This is a genomic window from Rhodococcus sp. NPDC078407 (assembly GCF_044542515.1).
Taxonomy (GTDB): Bacteria; Actinomycetota; Actinomycetes; order Mycobacteriales; family Mycobacteriaceae; genus Rhodococcoides.
Window position 1 is genome coordinate 117,096 of record NZ_JBITUQ010000011.1, and the last position, 18,704, is coordinate 135,799.

Sequence of the window (18,704 nt, forward strand, 5' to 3'; positions counted from 1 at the left end):
GCGTCGCTCGGCCCGTCGATGGGTACCTCTCCGTTGGCTCCGACAAACACCGGGAAGTTGCACGAATCGGCAACGAACGGCCCGGGGGCGTGAAATTCTCAGGTGTTCATCAGGTAATTTTCAGGGAACTTTCCCCTTCAGGAGCACTCGTGAGTTCAACACACGCCGTCACGGACGACGGCGCAATTCCCGCACCTCAGGTGCCGCGGTCACGCATCGTGATCGCCTCGATGGTCGGCACGTCCATCGAATTCTTCGACTTCTACATCTATGCCACCGCCGCAGTGCTCGTCTTCCCGCGGTTGTTCTTCCCGGCGGGTAACGACACCACCGCGCTGCTGGCGTCGTTCGCCACCTTCGGTCTGGCGTTCGTCGCCCGGCCCATCGGCTCGATTCTGTTCGGCCACTTCGGCGATCGCATCGGCCGAAAGGCGACTCTTGTCGGATCGCTGCTGACTATGGGCGTCGCGACGTTCGCGATCGGGTTGCTCCCGACGTACGCGGCAGCGGGTCTGTGGGCGCCGGCACTGCTGGCGATCATGCGCTTCACCCAGGGCGTCGGCCTCGGCGGTGAGTGGAGCGGTGCGGCCCTGCTGGCCACCGAAACCGCCAAGCCGGGCAAGCGAGCGTGGGCGGCGATGTACCCGCAGCTGGGCGCGCCCATCGGCTTCTTCTTCGCCAACGGCATCTTCCTGCTGATCGTCATCGCGACCGGCTACGACTCCGTGAATTCCGGCACCGACCACGCCTTCCTCACGTGGGGCTGGCGCATTCCGTTCCTGCTGAGCGCAGTCATGGTCATCATCGGCCTGTACGTCCGGCTCAAGCTCGAGGAGACGCCGGTGTTCAAGCTGGCCGTCGAGCGTGGACAGAAGGTCAAGACCCCGTTGGCTCAGGTGTTCAAGACCAGCTGGCGTCAGCTGATCATCGGTACCTTCGTCATGCTCGCGACCTACACGCTCTTCTACATCATGACCACCTGGGTGGTCAGCTACGGAACGGGCAAGGTGGCCGACGTCAACGGACCCAAGCTGGCCATCCCGTATACCGATTTCCTGGAGCTGCAGCTCATCGCCGTGCTGTTCTTCGCGGCACTGATCCCGGTCGCCGGACTGTTGGCCGACAAGTACGGCCGCCGGCCCACGCTGATCGTCATCACCGCGGCGATCGTGCTGTTCGGTCTGTCGTTCCACTGGTTCGCCGACCCGGCCTCCGCATCGGCCGGCAAGATGCTGGTGTTCATGTGCGTCGGCCTCGGCTTGATGGGCCTGACGTTCGGGCCCATGAGTGCCGTTCTGCCCGAGCTGTTTCCGACCAACGTGCGCTACACCGGCTCGGGAATCTCGTACAACACCGCGTCGATTCTCGGAGCTGCAGTGGCACCGTTCATCGCAACCTGGCTGGTGAGCAGCTACGGCGTCGGCTGGGTGGGGGTATACCTCGCCATCGCTGCGACGTTGACGCTGATCTCGCTGATCGTCATGAAGGAAACTCGGGACCGGTCACTCGACAGCGTGTGAACGGGCTGCATCCCCACGACCTTTCGTGGGGATGCAGGGTTTCTGCGAACTGCAGAGAACCGACTTGTCAGGTGAACCGGAGCAAGGCCGCGCACCCATCGGCAGGGGTGATCCGTTCGTCGATGCGAACCAGCGCCGAACCGGTCGCGAGTGCGGCGGAGGGAAGGGCCTCATCCGCCCGCCGGGTGGCGGCGGCGGTGGACCCGAGTTCCGACAGTTCATCGGGAGTGGTGGCGATCCACGTGGGTTGATCACCCATCAGCACCGTGCGATCGGCGAGGTCACCGAGCAGCAGAGTATCGACGCTCCCGGCGCGCAGAGCGGCAACGACGGCATCGAGTCCTTCCGCCGCCAGGCCCGACTCTCGACCGGTTTCCGCGCGAAAGCGCGTCGCGACATCGTCGATCACGGCGAGGCGTCGCAGGGCCAGTTCTTCGGCAACGGCCTGATCGATCCCGTCCGGGTGCGAACCCCGAGCTCGTGAACCGACGTCGAGCTGTACTGCAGATGCCTGATCCTTCTTGGTGAGCGCAGCAAATAGATCGGTGCGCGAGCGCACTTCCCCGACCAGGAAGATCGGCTCGACGCGGTACTCCTCGGTGAGTGTCGACACCCGGTGCGCAACGGTCGCGATGTTGCGGCGAACCGCCTCCTCCGCCACAGGTTGTGGGTCTCCGTACCCGGCGGTCTCCGCCCCGGCCGCCTTGTGCACTGGATACTCTCCGCCTTCGACGGTTTCGGTATGCGTCCGCTGACCCCGGCCGTCTTCGATGGTGATGTCCGCTCCCTCGTGATCCACCGCGACCACCAGGTAGGCCGGGCCCTGGGCACCGTGCTCGATCACCGGCAGAAGATACGGCAGATCGGAGAAGCGCGCCTCCGTCACTGGCGGCGGCCTCAGCAGGTGTTCGTCGACCAGGATTCGCTCGGCGTTGGCAACGAGTCCTCGCCCGCTGCGACCGACCGGCGGTGCGCTGCCGCGGATCTCGTTCTCGATCGAGTCCAGAACTGCGTCCGGAGCGCCGGCGTCGACCAACTGGTTCCGCAGGCCACGCCACGTCAGTTCCAGCTGTTTGGCGGCGTCCTCGGTGTCGTGGGTGTCCTCGAAGTAGACCGACGCGAACGGTCCCTCGGCCGAGATCACGTGCTCGAATGTATCGGCATGCACAGCATTGCTCCTCTCGATGTGACGACAGGTTTCGGTTGCCCGATCACTTCCTGGCGAAACACGTCGAGGGCATGCGTTGACCACAGAACCATTGTGTAGAACTTCCGTTGCCGGGTACCGCTTTTCAACGGCGGCGGAACAGGTTCCGTCTGCCATGTACTCGAGAAGAGCCATGCACTCGAAGAAGAGACATGCACTCGAAGAAGGGAGACGCGACATGGAACGAGGAAGCGGTAAGCACTCGCCCCGTCAGGACGACGCGTTGAAAGAGCAGACCGAAGGCATGATCCGAGGCAACAAATCGACTCGCGCCGACGAATCATTGGATCCGGAGCCGCCGGCCGACGACGACCCCGAGTTGTGAGTGCCTTCGGCAGTGGTGTGGATAAGTGCCCGCTGGGGCACTTATCCACACCACTGGCCGCTAGCGGCCCTTCTTGATCGACTCGAATACCTTCGGGTCGACGAGGGTGGAGATGTCACCGAGTTCGCGGCCTTCGGCGACGTCGCGGAGTAGGCGGCGCATGATCTTGCCGGAGCGGGTCTTCGGTAGCTCGGGAACGATGGAGATCTCCCGCGGCCGGGCGATCGGTGAAATCTCCTTGGAGACCTGGGCTTTGAGTTCGGCGATCAGCGCGTCGCCGGTGTTCTCCTCACCGCCGCGCAGGATGACGAACGCGACGATGCCCTGACCGGTGGTCTCGTCGGCGGCACCGACGACAGCTGCTTCGGCGACGCTGTGATGGCTGACCAAGGCCGATTCGACCTCGGAGGTGGAGATGCGGTGGCCGGAGACGTTCATGACGTCGTCGACGCGGCCGAGGACCCACAGTGCGCCGTCGTCGTCGTACTTGGCACCGTCGCCGGCGAAGTACCAGCCCTCTTCGGCGTAGCGGGACCAGTACGTCTCCTTGTAGCGGTCCATGTCGCCCCAGATACCGCGGAGCATCGACGGCCACGGCTCGTCGAGGACGAGATATCCGTTGCCGCCGTTGCCCAGTGGCGTGGCGGCGTCGTCGACGATCTTGGCCGAGATGCCCGGCAGCGGCGTCATGGCCGAGCCCGGCTTGGTGGCGGTGACGCCGGGCAGCGGGGAGATCATGATCGCGCCGGTTTCGGTCTGCCACCAGGTGTCGACGATCGGTGCGGTGCCGCCGCCGACGACGTCGCGGAACCACCGCCATGCCTCGGGGTTGATGGGCTCGCCGACGGATCCGAGCAGGCGGATCGAAGACAGGTCGTGGGCCTCGGGAATCTCTTTGCCCCACTTCATGAATGTGCGTACCAGGGTGGGGGAGGTGTAGTAGATCGAGACCTTGTACTTCTCGATGACGTTCCAGTGTCGGTGCTCGTCGGGCGAGTTGGGGGTGCCTTCGTAGACGACCTGGGTGGCGCGGTTGGAGAGCGGGCCGTAGACGATGTAGGAGTGTCCGGTGACCCAGCCGATGTCGGCGGTGCACCAGTAGACGTCGGTGCCGGCCTTGTGGTCGAAGACGTTGTGGTGGGTGTACGAGGTTTGCGTCAGGTAGCCGCCGGAGGTGTGGATGATGCCCTTGGGCTTACCCGTGGTTCCGGAGGTGTAGAGGATGAACAGCGGGTGCTCGGCCGGGAACGGCTGCGCCTCATGGGTTGTCGATGCCTTCGCGACGGTGTCGTGCCACCACAGGTCGCGTCCGTCGGTCCAGGCGACGTCGGAGTCGGTGCGCTTGACGACGAGCACGTGCTCGATGCTCGCTGCGCCGTCGACGGCTTCGTCGACGGTGTCCTTGATGGGGGCGGGTTTGCCGCGTCGCCACTGGCCGTCGGTGGTGATGACGAGCTTGGCTTCGGCGTCGTCGATGCGTGAGCGCAGTGCGGTGGCGGAGAATCCGGCGAAGACGACCGAGTGGGTCAGACCGAGCCGGGCGCAGGCGAGGATCGAGACGATGGCCTCGGGGATCATCGGCATGTAGATCGCGACGCGGTCGCCGGAGACGAGGCCGAGTTCGGTGAGGGTGTTGGCGGCTTGGCTGACGTCGGCCAGCAATTGGGAGTAGGTGACGTCGCGGCTGTCGCCGGGTTCGCCTTCCCAGTGGATGGCGACCTGGTCGCCGTGGCCGTCGAGGACGTGGCGGTCGACGCAGTTGTAGGCGACGTTGAGTGTCCCGTCGGCGAACCATTTGGCGACGGGGGCGTCGGACCAGTCGAGGACTTCGGTGAACGGGGTGTGCCAGTGCAGCCGGCGGGCCTGCTCCGCCCAGAACGCGAGCCGATCCTTCTCCGCGGTGGCGTACAGATCCGCCTGAGCGTTCGCCTGCGCCGCGAACTCGGCCGAGGGTGCGTACGAAGCAACCGGGGTCTCGTCGGTTCCGGAGGTACTGGTCGTCATCTCGAATAGCTCTCTTTCGTCCGATGCTTTTCGCCCATGTAACGGCACTTGCATGCCGGTCTCGAGCCTCTGGTGAGGGTAGTCACATGCGATGGCTATCGCACCGTTGCAATCGGCTGCAACCCCTTGATCTGCGGTGATCGGTAGTTCTCGCACGATGGACGGTCGCCGGGGCGCCCAGTGAGTCGGCTCGGCGTGGCCGGATTCCGAACTGTGGGAAATCGACTTGCCGAAACGTTTCGATCATGTTTCGGATCTACTCGGGGGTCGGCGAAACCCGGGGGAGTTCACATGTTCGTTTCAAGATGTGTCTAAAGTCCATTCCATCAGATCGTTGGAACGGCCCACCTGCCGTGCCATGCGGTCGCCCACGAATCCCCGGGCGTCGCGCCCGAGGAACTGAGCACGGACGACCCCGTGTTCACATCTGGATGGAGGATTTTCTTGCGTATCAAACGTGCCGCGGTAGTCACCACGGCTGTGCTGATGAGTGCGAGCCTGCTCGCCGCCTGTGGCGGTGGAGGCGCGAACTCCGGTGGCAGTGCCGACGGGGTCTACAGCATCTACATCGGCGAGCCGGAGAATCCGCTGATTCCCGGAAATACCACCGAGAGCGAAGGCAGCCAGGTCCTCGAGGCCCTCTTCACTCCGCTGGTCACGTTCAACGACGACGACAACAGCGTCGAGTACAACGGCGTTGCCGAGTCCGTCGAGTCCGAGGACAACACCACCTGGACCGTCAAGCTCAAGGACGGTTGGACCTTCCATGACGGCACCCCCGTCACGGCCGAGTCCTACACCAAGGCGTGGAGCTACAATGCGTTGAGCACCAACGCATTCGGTGCTTCGTACTTCTTCGAGAACATCGAGGGCTACGCGGATCTGCAGGGCAGCGACACCGCCGAGCCCGTCGCGACGGAACTGAGCGGACTCAGCGTCGTCGACGACACCACCTTCACCGTCAAGCTCACCGGACCGTTCGCGATCTTCCCGCTCACGCTGGGTTACACCGCGTTCGACCCGCTGCCCGAGGCGTTCTATGCCGATCCCGACGCCTTCGGCGCTCGCCCGATCGGTAACGGCCCGTTCAAGGCCGATTCGGACTTCATTCCCGGACAGGGCTTCACCGTCACCAAGTACGACGATTACGCGGGCGACAATGCCGCACAGTCGGCAGGCGTCAACTTCAAGGTCTACACCGAAGTGAGCACCGGCTACAACGATGTTCAGGGTGGCGGACTCGACGTCATGCTCGACCTCCCCGAGGACGCGTGGGCCACTGCCCGCGACACGTTCGGTGACCGCTACGGCGAGCGTGCTCGTCCCGACATCACCTCGCTCGGCTTCCCCACCTACGATCCGCGCTTCCAGGATCCGAACGTGCGCAAGGCATTCTCGATGGCCATCGATCGCCAGGCCATCGCGACCGCGATCTTCACCGATACCCGTACTCCGGCAGGATCTTTCGCGTCGCCCGTCGTCGACGGTTACCGCGAGGACGCCTGCGGTGCCAACTGCGAGCTGAACCCGGACGAGGCCAACCGTCTGCTCGACGAGGCCGGATTCGATCGCAGCCAGCCGGTGGACCTGTGGTTCAACGCCGGTGCGGGCCACGATTCGTGGATGACCGCAGTCGGCAACCAGTTGCGTGACAACCTGGGCGTGAACTACGCACTGCGCGGTGACCTCCAGTTCGCGCAGTACCTGCCGCTGCAGGACGCCAAGGGCATGACCGGACCGTTCCGTTCCGGTTGGATCATGGACTACCCGTCGATCTACAACTTCCTCTCGCCGTTGTACTCGGCTGCGGCCACACCGCCGGCCGGTAGCAACTACGTCTTCTTCAACGACCCGGCATTCGACGCCGCGTTGGCAGAAGGTAACAACGCAGAGGACATCGAGGGTGCCACCGAGGACTACCAGAAGGCCGAGGACATCCTGATCGATCAGATGCCCGCGACCCCGCTGTTCTACGGCCTGAACCAGGCCGTGTGGTCCGACCGCGTCTCCGACGTCAAGATCGACAACCGAGGAAACATCATCCTCGAGGACGTCGTAGTCAGCTGACGACACACCTGGTGGGCGGCAACCATGCGTGATCGGTTGTCGCCCACCGGGTCTCGTTCTACCGTGGGCCGTTCTGTTCCCACACCGACCTGCGCCGGCAAGACCCGAGGCGCAGGTTCGTCCCTTGTTCAAGGAGAAGACACACAGTGGGTCGCTACATCACTCGCCGATTACTGCTGACGATTCCCGTCCTGATCGGCTCCTCGTTCTTGATCTTCGCGATGGTCTACGCGCTGCCGGGTGATCCCATCCGCGCCCTCGCCGGAGATCGTCCCCTCGCGCCCGGCGTCGTCGCCCAGCTGCGAGACGAGTTCAACCTCGACGACAATCTGTTCGTCCAGTACTTCAAGTACATCGCCGGCTTCTTCCAGGGCGACTTCGGTACCGACTTCTCCGGACGTCCCGTCCTCGACACCATCGAGCGGGCCCTTCCTGTGACAATTCGGCTGACCATCGTGGCCGTCGTCATCGAGACCATCATCGGTATCGCCGCAGGCGTGCTCGCCGCTCTCAAGCGAGGATCGTTCTTCGACAACCTGGTGCTGATCTCGACCACGCTCCTGGTCTCGGTGCCGGTGTTCGTTCTCGGCTTCATCGCCCAGTTCACCCTCGGTCTCAAGTTGGGGCTCTTCCCGATTTCGGGCATCAACGACGGCTGGGCGAGCTACCTGCTTCCCGGCATCGTGCTCGCTTCGCTGTCGATGGCATACGTCGCTCGGCTGACGCGCACCTCGGTGGCGGAATCCATGGCCGCGGATTACATCCGCACCGCGAAGGCGAAGGGAATCAGCAACCGGCGCATCATCGTTCGGCATGCGTTGCGCAACTCTCTGATACCGGTGGTCACCTTCATCGGTGCCGACGTCGGCGGATTGCTCGGCGGCGCGATCGTCACCGAAACGGTGTTCAACCTGCCCGGTCTCGGACGCGCGATCTACGACGGTCTCGCCCGTCAGGAAGGTGCCGTCGTCGTCGGCATCGTGACGCTCTTCGTGTTCTTCTACATCTTCTTCAACCTCGTCGTGGACGTTCTCTACGCGGTACTCGATCCAAGGATTCGTTATGAATAAAGAAGATTCGAGCGCAGCTCAGCACGCCAAGGACGAGGGCCAGCCCGGCAACGTCGCCACCGGTGAGGCCGTCGAGTTGGTCGGTCAGGCCAGCCTGTGGGGCAACGCGTGGAAGTTCTTGCGCAAGAGCCCGTTCTTCATCATCGGAACCTTTCTTTTGACGGTGTTGCTGGTGATGGCGGTGTTCCCACAGCTGTTCGCTCGCGGGATCGATCCGCGCGTGTGCTCGCTGTCGGACTCACGGCTGAGCCCCAGTGCCGAGCACTGGTTCGGTACCGACGTCCAAGGTTGCGACTACTACGCCAACGTCATCTACGGCGCGCGGATCTCGTTGTCCATCGGTGTGCTCTCGGTCATCGGTGTGTTGATCATCGGTGTGCTGATCGGTGCTCTCGCAGGCTATTTCGGCGGAATCACCGACAGCATCCTGGCGCGTTTCACGGACGTGTTCTTCGGCATCCCGCTCCTGCTCGGTGCTTTGATCCTGCTCACCGTCACGGCTCAGCGCACCATCTTCACCGTGTCGTTGGCCCTGGTTGCCTTCGGCTGGATGACCGCTATGCGTCTGGTCCGATCATCGGTCATTGCAATCAAGAACAGTGAATACGTCCAGGCTGCACAGGCATTGGGGGCGTCGACCTACCGCATCCTGGTGCGGCACATTCTGCCCAACGCGCTGGCCCCGGTGATCATCTACGCCACGATCTCGGTGGGAACGTTCATCGCGGCCGAGGCGACGCTGACCTTCCTCGGAATCGGGTTGCAAGCGCCCGAGATCTCCTGGGGACTGCAGATCAACCTGGGACAGAACGTGTTCCTGACGGCACCGCACCTGGTGCTGTTCCCGGCGGCGTTCCTCTCGGTCACGGTGCTCGCGTTCATCATGCTGGGCGACGCACTCCGTGACGCACTCGACCCGAAACGGAACTGACATGAGCATGCAGAAGGACGCCGTTCTGAGCGTCACCGATCTGACGGTCGAGTTCGAGGTCGACAAGGTATGGCGCAAGGCCGTCGACACCGTCTCGTTCACCGTCGGCTCCGGCGAGGTGCTGGCCATCGTCGGCGAGTCCGGATCGGGCAAGTCGACGACGGCCATGGCCGTCCCCGGCCTGCTGGCCGACAACTCGCGGGTGTCGGGCAGCATCAAGCTGGGCGAGAAGGAACTGGTCGGGCTGCCGGAGAAGCAACTGGCTCCCATCCGCGGCAAGAACGTGGCGGTGATCTTCCAGGAGCCGATGACGGCGCTGAACCCGGTGTACTCGATCGGGTGGCAGATCACCGAGGCCATCCGTGCGCACACCTCGCTGTCGAAGAAGGAAGCGAAGGCGCGGGCCGTCGAGCTGCTGAAGCTCGTGGAAATGCCTGATCCGGAGACTCGGGTGAACTTCTACCCGCACCAGCTCTCCGGTGGCCAGCGTCAGCGAGCGATGATCGCCCAGGCGCTGTCCTCGGATCCGTCGCTGCTGATCGCGGACGAGCCGACCACGGCGTTGGACGTCACGGTGCAGGCCGAGATCCTCGACCTGATGCGCGACCTGCGTAACCGGATCGACGCCTCGATCGTGCTGATCACCCACGACATGGGTGTGGTGGCCGACATGGCCGATCGCATCGCCGTCATGAAAGACGGCGTGATCGTCGAAACCGATTCTGCGCAAACCATTTTCAAGAACGCGTCGCACCCGTACACGCAGCAGCTGCTCGCCTCGGTTCCGCACCTGGGCAGCAGCATGGAGTCCGTGGCGGCGGGGACCGTCGCCGCACCGAAGGCGGCCGAGGACACGCGCGCGTTGAGCATCGTCGACGGCGTGATCGAGTACCCGGGCCGCACGGTGTTCCGGGCCGTCGACGGGGTCAGCCTCGACATCGAGATGGGTGAGGTCGTCGGTCTCGTCGGTGAGTCCGGATCGGGCAAGTCCACGATCGGCAAGGCCGTGGTGGGGCTGAACAAGTTGACCGGCGGCTCGCTGTCGATCGCCGGCGTGGACATCACCGCGATGTCCAACCGGGAGCTACGGGCGGTACGCAGCAAGGTAGGGATCGTGTTCCAGGATCCGGGTTCGTCGCTGAACCCGCGCTGGCCCATCGGACAGTCCATTGCCGAGCCGATGCTGTTGCACACCCAGCACAGCGCCGCAGAACGCAATCGCAAGGTCGAGGAACTGCTCGACCGGGTGCACCTGTCGCGGACCATGCGCAACCGTTACCCCCACCAGCTCTCCGGTGGTCAGCGTCAGCGCGTCGGCATCGCCCGGGCTCTTGCGCTGGAGCCGACGCTACTGGTGGCCGACGAGCCGACGTCCGCCCTCGATGTGTCGGTGCAGGCGAAGGTGCTCGAGCTGTTCAAGGAACTGCAGCACGAATACGGATTTGCATGCTTGTTCATCAGCCACGACCTCGCAGTGGTCGAGGTGCTGGCCAAGCGCATCGCGGTGCTGAACAAGGGCAAGTTGGCCGAGTTCGGTACGACGGATCAGATTCTGCGTCGTCCGACCAACGAGTACACCAAGCGGTTGCTCGCGGCGGTCCCGGTGCCGGATCCGGCCGAACAGGCCAAGCGTCGTCAGGCGCGCGCCGAGTTGTTGGCGGCAGGCGCGAAGTAGGGGTCGAGGGGAGGGGGTACCGTCGTCTGTCGTGACGGATCCCCTCGCCCCGCTGCTGGAACTGCCCGGAGTAGTCGACTCCGCCGAACGCGCACGTGACGCACTGGGCGCAGTACATCGACACAAAGCCAACCGTCGTGGCTGGCCCGCCACCGCCGCCGAGGCCGCGGTGCGTGCAGCGCGTTCGTCCTCGGCGCTCGAGGGCGGTTCGATGGACTTCCCCCGCGAGGGCGAGGACGGCGACCCGATTCTGGCCGGTGCGCTGCGAGTGGCGGCTGCTCTCGACGGAGATGCTCTGCAGAACACGCTGTCCACCTGGAAACGCGCACCACTGCAGACGCTGGCTCGCCTGCATCTGTTGGCAGCGGCAGACCTCGTCGACGACGCTTCCTCACTCGGTCGGCCACGCACGGACGCCGGCGTCGGCGAGCGGCTGGACCTGCTTGCACAGCTGGTGACCGGCGGAACCTCTGCACCGGCCCCGGTGATCGCAGCGGTGGTGCACGGTGAGTTGTTGACGCTCGGCGCTTTCGGATCGGCCGACGGCATCGTGGCGCGTGCTGCATCGCGGTTGGTGGCCGCATCGTCGGGCTTCGATCCGCACAACCTCGGCGTGCCCGAGGTGAGCTGGATGCGTCGAGCGAAGGCATACCGGGACGGAGCCGCCGGATTCGCCGAGGGTACCGCTACCGGCGTCGGAAGTTGGGTGATCCTGTGCTGCGGAGCATTCGAAGCTGGTGCGGCAGAAGCGACTTCGATTGCCGAGGCTGCACAGTAGGAGCTGTGGGAACGTAAAAGGGCCGCGAGCGGAGCCTGCAGTAGTGAGCACATAAAAGGGCGGCGATGCCGACTTGCGTCGACGTCGCCGCCCGTTAGCACGGATCACCTGGTTACCAAGCGTGCACAGGTGGGCTGTGATGGACTACCACGTGGCCTCGGCGAGGATTCGACAGTGATGAGGTCATCCCTGCAACCGGTGCAGGGTTCTTGCTGATCATTCTCGAATTTCGCAGGCCCACAGCGCTTCTGCCATTAGGTGGCTAGCTCCGCGTGGGTGCCGGTGTCCGTGCTGGGAATCCCGGTCGGGAGAGCGAATCTTCTCTTCCGATTCGTCCTTGGCCTTCCGTTCTTCCGTACGTCATTTCTACCCCGTGACGCTGCTCACATCAAGGGGTGAGCGTCATCTTTTTCGGCGGAGCAGGCCGTAGCTGATCGCGCCGGCCGCGAGAGCGCTGAAACCTGCTGCCGCACTGACCACTACGGTTTTGCCGGACGGATTCTGGATCCGCGACCGCAACGAGACCGGGTTCGAGAAGGTGAGAATCGGCCACCCGTTCGTCGCAGCTTCCTTGCGTAGCGCGCGATCGGGGTTGACGGCCGTCGGATGTCCCACGGCGCGCAGCATCGGCACGTCGGTGATCGAATCCGAATACGCATAGCTCGACGTCAAGTCGTAATCGTGTTGCGCTGCCAGGGAGTTCATGGCGTCGACCTTGCCCTCGCCGTAGCAGTAGAAGTCCACCTCGCCGATGTATTTTCCGTCCACGGTCACCATCGTGGTGGCCATGCTGTGGTCGGCACCCAGTAGTTCGGCGATGGGGTGCACGATCTCGTCGCCGGACGCCGAGACGATCACGACGTCGTGTCCGCGGAGCTTGTGGTCTGCAATGAGGTCGGCGGCCTCGGCGAACACGAGTGGGTCGACGATGTTGTGCAGCGTTTCGGCGACGACGGCTCGTACCTGTTCGACGTCCCACCCGGCGGTCATGCCCGCAATGTGTGCGCGCATCCGCTCCATCTGATCGTGATCGGCTCCCGAGAGCAGAAACAGGAATTGCGCGTAGCTGCTCTTGAGAACCGCGCGCCTGTTGATGAGACCTTGGTCGAAGAACGGCTTGCTGAAAGCCAGCGTGCTGGACTTCGCGATGATCGTTTTGTCGAGGTCGAAGAATGCCGCGACGCGCCCTGTGCGTCGGCCGGCTGGGGCGTCGTCGTTGCTCGCGCTCTGGGTCACGTTTGTCACCATAGTGGCCGGTGGTGACCGTTGGCTGTTACGCGGTGCCACTGGGGGACTCGGGAGAACATCGCCTCGAAAATCAGACGGTTGAACTTGCAAACAAGGACGTCCACGGGTGTAGTATTTTCTACGAGCCCGGTTCATTCCGGGCGGTGTTCAGCCCGACCCCCCGGGGCTGAACCAGACGACCCTCGCCTCCTCCCCCCCTGGCGAGGGTCGTCCTCTTTTCTGGGGTGAGTCAAAAAGTGGTACCGAAGTACCGTTATTCATCCACAGGGCCGAATCTATCCACATTCTCCCAAGTCACGCGCATCTCGAGCAGATTCTCACGCAGGCTGGGTGCATGGAAACAGATGCGCGACGGTCGCAGGCTCGGTCTTCGGTCACGATGTCGATCGACCTTCGCGGTCTCCGCGAGGACGTGTACCGAATCGCAGCAGCCGCGGATTGTGTTGTGGAGGAGCAGAACTTACTGGTCGGTATCGGATCGACGCGGTCGATTTGGGATCGCGCCGGAACGATTTTGATCGATTTCACGTCCGCGGAGGCAGCAATGTCGGCCGGATTCTCCCGACGCTCGGACGTCATTCTGATCACAGACGCGCCGCCGACACTCGACGACTGGCGAACCGCCACCTCGCTCGGAGCCGAGCACGTGATCTCCCTGCCGTGGGACGAGGACGCCCTCGTGCGCATACTCGGCGAACCCACATTCGCACCGTCGGGAAACGGTGGCGTGATCGCAGTGGTCGGCGCTCGCGGTGGGGCGGGGGCGTCCACATTCGCCGCCGCACTCGGACTCTGCAGCAGCCGCTCGGGCCGACGCGCACTTCTCGTCGAAGGTGACCGGTACGGCAGTGGACTCGATCTGTTGCTCGGCTGGGAGAACACGCCCGGTCTGCGGTGGTCCGGGTTGGTCGTCGAAGGCGGTCGGGTATCCGCAGATGCCCTGCACGGCGCACTGCCGTCGCGGGACGGGCTCTCGGTCTTGGCGCTGGGCAGATCCGAGAACCGAAGCATCGGGCCGACCGCCGTCGCAGTGGCGGCTGTGCTCGATGCAGGGCGCGCAGCGGGTGATCTGGTGGTGTGCGATGTCCCGCGTCACCCCGGCGACGTCTCCGACGCTCTGTACGCCGCGGCGGACCTCGTTGTGCTGTTGCTACCGGCGGAGCTACGCGCCGTCACGTCCGCGGGAGCGGTGATCGAGCACGTCGCTGAACGAAATGCCAACGTCGGCATCGTCGTTCGCGGACCCGCGCCGGGCGGGCTGCGAGCCGACGACATCGCCGTCGCCCTCGGCCTACCGCTGTTGACGTCGATGCGCGCCGAGCCGGGATTGGCCGAGCGACTCGAACGGGGCGGCCTTGCTCTCGGTCGTCGTTCACCCCTGGCCGCCGCTGCCGACGGCGTGTTGGAGACCTTCGCGCAGAAGCCGGGCGCACGGCGGTGGGCGGCATGAGTGCCGTTGTCACTGCGGACTTGTTGGACCGCGTACGTGATCGCTTGGCCGCATCTGCCGACACTCCCGTTCCGGCTACGGTGGCCGCGGCCATCCGCGCCGAGGCGGGTGGCGTCATCGGCGACACCGACATGCTCGCTGCCCTGCGTGTTCTGCAGACCGAGCTGACGGGAGCGGGACCGCTCGAGCCGCTGCTGTCCGAGCCCGGCGTGACCGATGTACTGGTCACCGCCCCGGATCAGGTGTGGATCGATCGCGGACGCGGCCTCGAACGCACCGACATTCGCTTCGCCGACGACGCCGCTGTGCGTCGGCTGGCGCAGCGGCTCGCGCTCTCGGCCGGCCGCCGTTTGGACGACGCGCAACCCTGGGTCGACGGCCGACTGCCCGGAGTGGGGCGGGACGTGTTCGGGGTTCGCCTGCACGCTGTGTTGGCACCGGTGGCGAGCGGCGGTACGTGTGTGTCGCTTCGAGTGTTGCGACCGGCGACGCAGGGACTCGCGGCGCTCCGTGCGTCCGGTGCGGTGACCGAAGACGGGTACGAGCTGCTGCGTCGAATCGTGTTCGGCCGCCTGGCTTTCTTGGTCGTCGGCGGTACCGGTGCAGGAAAAACTACTCTGTTGGCCGCACTTCTCGGGGAGGTGGATCCGGCCGAGCGAATTGTCTGTGTGGAAGACGCTGCCGAGTTGGCTCCGGCGCACCCACACGTGGTTCGGCTGGTAGCTCGCGCGCCCAATGTCGAAGGGGTGGGGGAGGTGTCGGTGCGGCAGTTGGTGCGTCAGGCGCTGCGAATGCGACCCGATCGACTCGTGGTCGGTGAGGTACGCGGTGCCGAGGTGATCGACTTGATGACGGCTCTCAACACCGGGCACGACGGCGGTGCCGGAACGATCCATGCGAACTCCCCTGCCGAAGTACCTGCACGACTGGAAGCTCTTGCAGCACTGGGCGGAATGGGCCGCGATGCGCTGCACAGTCAGCTCGCCGCGGCGGTCCAGGTGGTGCTCCATGTGCATCGCAGTGCCGACGGGACGCGCCGGCTCCGCGAAATCGGGGTGGTCGACGTCGATCCGACCGGGCGCGTGCACATAGTGTCCGCGTGGTCGGTCGAGGGCGACGCAGTGCCGGGCCAGAGTCGGCTACTCGAATTGCTGGACCGACGTTGCGGTGATGGTCGATGACGGCCGTCTCGTTGGCTCTCGCTACTGCAATTCTGTTGTGGCCTAGCGGGTCCCGAGTCCTGCCGACAGAGAAGCTCGCGGTGTCGACGGTGCCGCGATGGCTGGTGCCGAGTTGCGCTGCGGTGATGGCAGCAGGCGGGGTGTGGTGGGTGGGCGGCGTCTGGGCCGCGTGCGCAGCGGGGGTGGCCGGAGGTACCGGGTGGAGCCGCTACCGGCGACGGCTGGAGCGTGATCGACGCGCGGTCGAATTGAACTGGTTGGCAACCGCAGTGGAGGTGATCGTCGGTGAGCTGCGGGTGGGCTCCCACCCGGCCGCGGCCAGCGCGGTGGCGGCCGACGAGTGCGGCGGTATCGCCTCGGCTGCCCTGCGGGGCGCGGCGTCGCGATCCAGGCTCGGCGGCAGCGCTGCCGATGGTATCGCCGCGTCCGATCCACTGCTGGACGCCGAGCTCGGCAGGCTGGCCGCAGCGTGGCGGGTCGCGGACGAGCATGGGCTCGCCCTCGCCGAACTGCTCGACGCGGTGCGCGACGACATGTTGGGACGCAGGCGTTTTCGGGAACGAACGGAGGCGTCACTCGCCGGAGCCCGCGCCACGGCTTTGGTGCTGGCAGGGCTGCCGGTCCTCGGAGTTGCGCTGGGGCAGCTGATGGGTGCGAATCCTTTGCAGATTCTGCTCGGTGGTGGGATGGGCGGCATTCTGCTGTGCATCGGCACGGCGCTCGGTTGCGCCGGGTTGCTGTGGACCGATGCAATCACCGGCAAGGTGACCACATGATGTGGGCTGCTGTGCTCTGCCTGGCAACGGCATTGATCACCGTGCCCTCGGCCGGCGGCGGGCTGCGTCGTAGGGCATCCGACCGCCGCGTGGAAGCCGACACCGCCGATACTCCGAGACCCGATCCGCTCGCCGTGGCCACGACCTTCGACCTCCTCGCCGCATGCTTACGATCGGGACTTCCGATAGCGACGGCCGCGGCAGCCGCGGCGCGGTCCGCGCCCGCCTCGTTCGGAATCGCGCTACGCAAGGCCGCCGACCTACTCGAACTCGGGGCCGACGCCGAGGCGGCCTGGGATTCCGTCGCACACGACCCGGAAACCGAGGCGCTGGCGAGAATGGCACGCCGATCGGCTCGGGCCGGGTCGTCCATGGCGTCGGCGATGACGGAACTGGCTGCGACACAACGAACTCGGGCCGAAGATGCGTCGGCCGCCGCGGCCGAACGCGCAGGTGTGCTGATCAGTGGTCCGTTGGGTCTGTGTTTTCTGCCCGCTTTCATCTGTCTCGGGATCATCCCCGTGGTGATGGGCCTGGCGGGCAACGTACTGGGCGGTGGACTGCTGTGATGGCCGCTTATCAAGATTTCCGGTGCGGAGATGCCGCACCGGATAACAGGGAGGGGAATCGAGATGATCGAGAACGCACTGCAGGAATTGAAGACTCGAATCGTGTTGTTGGGCGTCGAGGACGACGGGATGTCCACCGCAGAGTAGTCCGCGGTCCGGGTTTACACCCATGACGTAGTATTTGACAGATGGGTGGGAGAGCAGCGCCTCGGGCATTGATCGTGGTCCGGCTGTCGCGTGTCACAGAGGCGACTACGTCGCCGGAGCGCCAGCTTGCGGAGTGCCGAAAGCTTTGTGAGAGCAGGGGTTATGACGTCGTAGGGGTTGCCGACGACTTGGACGTCTCCGCTGGCAAGACGTCACCGTTCACTCGCCCTAAGCTCGGCCCCTGGCTGGATGCACGTCACAACGATTTCGACGTGATCGTCTTCTACCGCATGGATCGGATCGTGCGCAGGTTGATGGATTTGGCGAAGCTGATCGACTGGGCCGAGAAGCACCGTGTCACGTTGGTGTCAGCCACCGAGTCGTTTCTCGATTTGAGTCAGCCGTTCGGGAAAATTATCGCGCTCCTCGTGGCGAATGTCGCAGAGATGGAGCTCAACGCCATCACGGAGCGTAATGCGAACGCGTTCAAGCACAACTATGAGGCGGGCAAGTGGCGCGGTGGCGTTCCGCCCTGGGGTTTCCTCCCCGAGAAAGATACTGCTGGCGAATGGCGGTTGGTGCAAGACCCCATGCAGGTCGAGGTCATTGACGAGGTTGTCGAGCGAGTGCTCATAGGCGAGCCGTTGCGCGCCATCGCCCACGACCTGACCGACCGAGGGATACTGACACCGAAGGATCGGTTCGCGCAGTCGAGGGGCCGGAAACCGGCCGGATACGAGTGGCATTCGGGGCCTCTGAAGCGGGGGCTGACGTCTCAGACGTTACTCGGCCGCATTGTGACCCGTGAGCCGCGTGTTGACGAACTGGGCGAGGCCCTGAGAGATCCAGACGGTAAGAAAATCTTCGGTCCCGAGACAATCGTGGTGGGTGCCGACGGTTCTCCCCTCGTGCGAGCCGAGCCGATTGTCACGCGTGAGACGTTCGATCGCCTCGCCGGCGAGCTGTCCGGCCGTGAGAACCGCACGGAGCCGACAGTGCGTTCGACAGGCCTACTGCTGCGGGTCATCTATTGCGGGGTGTGCGGGCGGCCTGCCTACCGACTCAAGGGTGGGACTGGGCGAAAATCTCGATACCGTTGCGCTTCAGCGCAGTACAAGGACCAGTGCGACAACAGGACAGTCACCGCAGAGGATGCCGAGGGTCGGGTCGAAGAGCAGCTTCTCAGAACTCTCGGTGAGATGGAGCGGACGGTGCGAACCTGGATGCCGGGCAGTGACGTCGCGACCGAACTAGCCGAAGTCGGCGAAATTCTGTCCGACCTCACCGACCAGATCGGTACGGGTTCGTTCAGGAGGGGCACGCCGCAACGAGAGCGTCTGAACGCAAGGATCGCCGCGCTGACCGAGCGGCAAACAGCGCTCGAGGCGCAGCCGACCGAGACCGCCGGATGGCGCTACGAGGGCACTGGACAGTCTTTCAACGATTGGTGGGCCTCGTCTACGTCTGAAGCGCGGAACGTATGGCTGCGGGACAACGTGCGTGTGACATGGCGGTCACACAGCGTCGGTACGCGAACCGTACTGGACGCCCTCGACGTCGAGATGCTGGCACCGGATCTGGCTAGCGGCGTGCTGTTGGGACCAGTCGGGGCTCTGGCCGAGTACAAGGCTGCGGGGGCTTGGGCGCATGCAGGTCTGGGCACGCTGCCGGATGCCCTGGCTGCGGTCTACATGCGGCAAGGGAAGTCACGACCGCGCGTCGTGCAGGAGTAGAGACACGCTCCGCGTCGACTCGG

At 64.8% G+C, this 18,704-nt stretch carries 15 protein-coding genes; 12 read left to right on the forward strand and 3 right to left on the reverse strand.

Annotated elements, in window-relative coordinates:
• Positions 1-149 precede the first annotated feature (149 nt).
• Positions 150-1,520 carry an MFS transporter gene (locus ACIGGF_RS13715; protein ID WP_397521850.1) on the forward strand — a complete coding sequence of 457 codons (1,371 nt, stop codon included), beginning with the start codon at positions 150-152 and terminating at the stop codon, positions 1,518-1,520.
• Between the two features lie 67 nt (positions 1,521-1,587).
• Here ACIGGF_RS13715 and ACIGGF_RS13720 read toward each other — a convergent pair whose 3' ends face one another.
• Entirely contained in the window at positions 1,588-2,688 is a 1,101-nt protein-coding gene (locus ACIGGF_RS13720; protein ID WP_397521851.1) for a hypothetical protein, read from the reverse strand.
• Positions 2,689-2,905: 217 nt separating this feature from the next.
• Between ACIGGF_RS13720 and ACIGGF_RS13725 the strand changes: the two genes are divergently transcribed.
• Entirely contained in the window at positions 2,906-3,052 is a 147-nt protein-coding gene (locus ACIGGF_RS13725; RefSeq protein WP_397521852.1) for a hypothetical protein, read from the forward strand.
• A gap of 60 nt (positions 3,053-3,112) precedes the next feature.
• Here ACIGGF_RS13725 and acs read toward each other — a convergent pair whose 3' ends face one another.
• Entirely contained in the window at positions 3,113-5,056 is a 1,944-nt protein-coding gene (gene acs / locus ACIGGF_RS13730; protein WP_397521853.1) for an acetate--CoA ligase, read from the reverse strand.
• 444 nt (positions 5,057-5,500) lie between these two features.
• On the opposite strand from acs, the gene ACIGGF_RS13735 reads away from it, so the two are divergent.
• From ACIGGF_RS13735 to ACIGGF_RS13755, 5 genes are all read left to right on the forward strand, one after another.
• Positions 5,501-7,123, forward strand: coding sequence for an ABC transporter substrate-binding protein (locus tag ACIGGF_RS13735; protein WP_397521854.1), 1,623 nt, complete (start codon positions 5,501-5,503; stop codon positions 7,121-7,123).
• Positions 7,124-7,269: 146 nt separating this feature from the next.
• On the forward strand, positions 7,270-8,193 hold the full coding sequence (locus ACIGGF_RS13740) for an ABC transporter permease (RefSeq protein ID WP_397521855.1): 924 nt from the start codon (positions 7,270-7,272) through the stop codon (positions 8,191-8,193).
• Positions 8,186-9,124, forward strand: a complete 939-nt coding sequence (locus tag ACIGGF_RS13745) for an ABC transporter permease (protein ID WP_397521856.1) — start codon at positions 8,186-8,188, stop codon at positions 9,122-9,124. The genes ACIGGF_RS13740 and ACIGGF_RS13745 overlap by 8 nt, the downstream gene beginning before the upstream one ends.
• Before the next feature lies 1 nt (position 9,125).
• Positions 9,126-10,799, forward strand: a complete 1,674-nt coding sequence (locus tag ACIGGF_RS13750) for an ABC transporter ATP-binding protein (protein WP_397521857.1) — start codon at positions 9,126-9,128, stop codon at positions 10,797-10,799.
• 31 nt (positions 10,800-10,830) lie between these two features.
• Positions 10,831-11,577, forward strand: coding sequence for an oxidoreductase (locus ACIGGF_RS13755; RefSeq protein WP_397521858.1), 747 nt, complete (start codon positions 10,831-10,833; stop codon positions 11,575-11,577).
• A 402-nt stretch (positions 11,578-11,979) separates the two neighbouring features.
• Here ACIGGF_RS13755 and ACIGGF_RS13760 read toward each other — a convergent pair whose 3' ends face one another.
• Positions 11,980-12,825, reverse strand: a complete 846-nt coding sequence (locus tag ACIGGF_RS13760; RefSeq protein WP_397521859.1) for an HAD-IB family hydrolase — start codon at positions 12,823-12,825, stop codon at positions 11,980-11,982.
• Between the two features lie 334 nt (positions 12,826-13,159).
• Between ACIGGF_RS13760 and ssd the strand changes: the two genes are divergently transcribed.
• The 5 genes from ssd (at position 13,160) to ACIGGF_RS13785 (ending at position 18,681) form a co-directional block, all read left to right on the forward strand.
• The gene (gene ssd / locus ACIGGF_RS13765) at positions 13,160-14,275 is read left to right on the forward strand and encodes a septum site-determining protein Ssd (RefSeq protein WP_397521860.1); all 1,116 of its coding nucleotides are present in this window, start codon (positions 13,160-13,162) and stop codon (positions 14,273-14,275) included.
• Positions 14,272-15,456, forward strand: coding sequence for a TadA family conjugal transfer-associated ATPase (locus tag ACIGGF_RS13770; RefSeq protein WP_397521861.1), 1,185 nt, complete (start codon positions 14,272-14,274; stop codon positions 15,454-15,456). Before ssd ends, ACIGGF_RS13770 begins: the two co-directional genes overlap by 4 nt.
• Entirely contained in the window at positions 15,453-16,232 is a 780-nt protein-coding gene (locus ACIGGF_RS13775; protein ID WP_397521862.1) for a type II secretion system F family protein, read from the forward strand. The genes ACIGGF_RS13770 and ACIGGF_RS13775 overlap by 4 nt, the downstream gene beginning before the upstream one ends.
• On the forward strand, positions 16,229-16,801 hold the full coding sequence (locus ACIGGF_RS13780) for a type II secretion system F family protein (protein WP_397521863.1): 573 nt from the start codon (positions 16,229-16,231) through the stop codon (positions 16,799-16,801). The genes ACIGGF_RS13775 and ACIGGF_RS13780 overlap by 4 nt, the downstream gene beginning before the upstream one ends.
• Positions 16,802-16,989: 188 nt before the next feature.
• Positions 16,990-18,681 carry a recombinase family protein gene (locus ACIGGF_RS13785; protein ID WP_283347338.1) on the forward strand — a complete coding sequence of 564 codons (1,692 nt, stop codon included), beginning with the start codon at positions 16,990-16,992 and terminating at the stop codon, positions 18,679-18,681.
• Positions 18,682-18,704: the final 23 nt, after the last annotated feature.

What these genes read in the sequence shown, in the direction of transcription:
- acs (WP_397521853.1), bottom strand. Translation starts at nt 5,056, where the DNA reads ATGACGACCAGTACCTCCGGAACCGACGAGACCCCGGTTGCTTCGTAC.
- ssd (WP_397521860.1), top strand. Translation starts at nt 13,160, where the DNA reads ATGGAAACAGATGCGCGACGGTCGCAGGCTCGGTCTTCGGTCACGATG.
- ACIGGF_RS13785 (WP_283347338.1), top strand. Translation starts at nt 16,990, where the DNA reads ATGGGTGGGAGAGCAGCGCCTCGGGCATTGATCGTGGTCCGGCTGTCG.
- ACIGGF_RS13780 (WP_397521863.1), top strand. Translation starts at nt 16,229, where the DNA reads ATGATGTGGGCTGCTGTGCTCTGCCTGGCAACGGCATTGATCACCGTG.
- ACIGGF_RS13745 (WP_397521856.1), top strand. Translation starts at nt 8,186, where the DNA reads ATGAATAAAGAAGATTCGAGCGCAGCTCAGCACGCCAAGGACGAGGGC.
- ACIGGF_RS13770 (WP_397521861.1), top strand. Translation starts at nt 14,272, where the DNA reads ATGAGTGCCGTTGTCACTGCGGACTTGTTGGACCGCGTACGTGATCGC.
- ACIGGF_RS13760 (WP_397521859.1), bottom strand. Translation starts at nt 12,825, where the DNA reads ATGGTGACAAACGTGACCCAGAGCGCGAGCAACGACGACGCCCCAGCC.
- ACIGGF_RS13750 (WP_397521857.1), top strand. Translation starts at nt 9,126, where the DNA reads ATGAGCATGCAGAAGGACGCCGTTCTGAGCGTCACCGATCTGACGGTC.
- ACIGGF_RS13725 (WP_397521852.1), top strand. Translation starts at nt 2,906, where the DNA reads ATGGAACGAGGAAGCGGTAAGCACTCGCCCCGTCAGGACGACGCGTTG.
- ACIGGF_RS13775 (WP_397521862.1), top strand. Translation starts at nt 15,453, where the DNA reads ATGACGGCCGTCTCGTTGGCTCTCGCTACTGCAATTCTGTTGTGGCCT.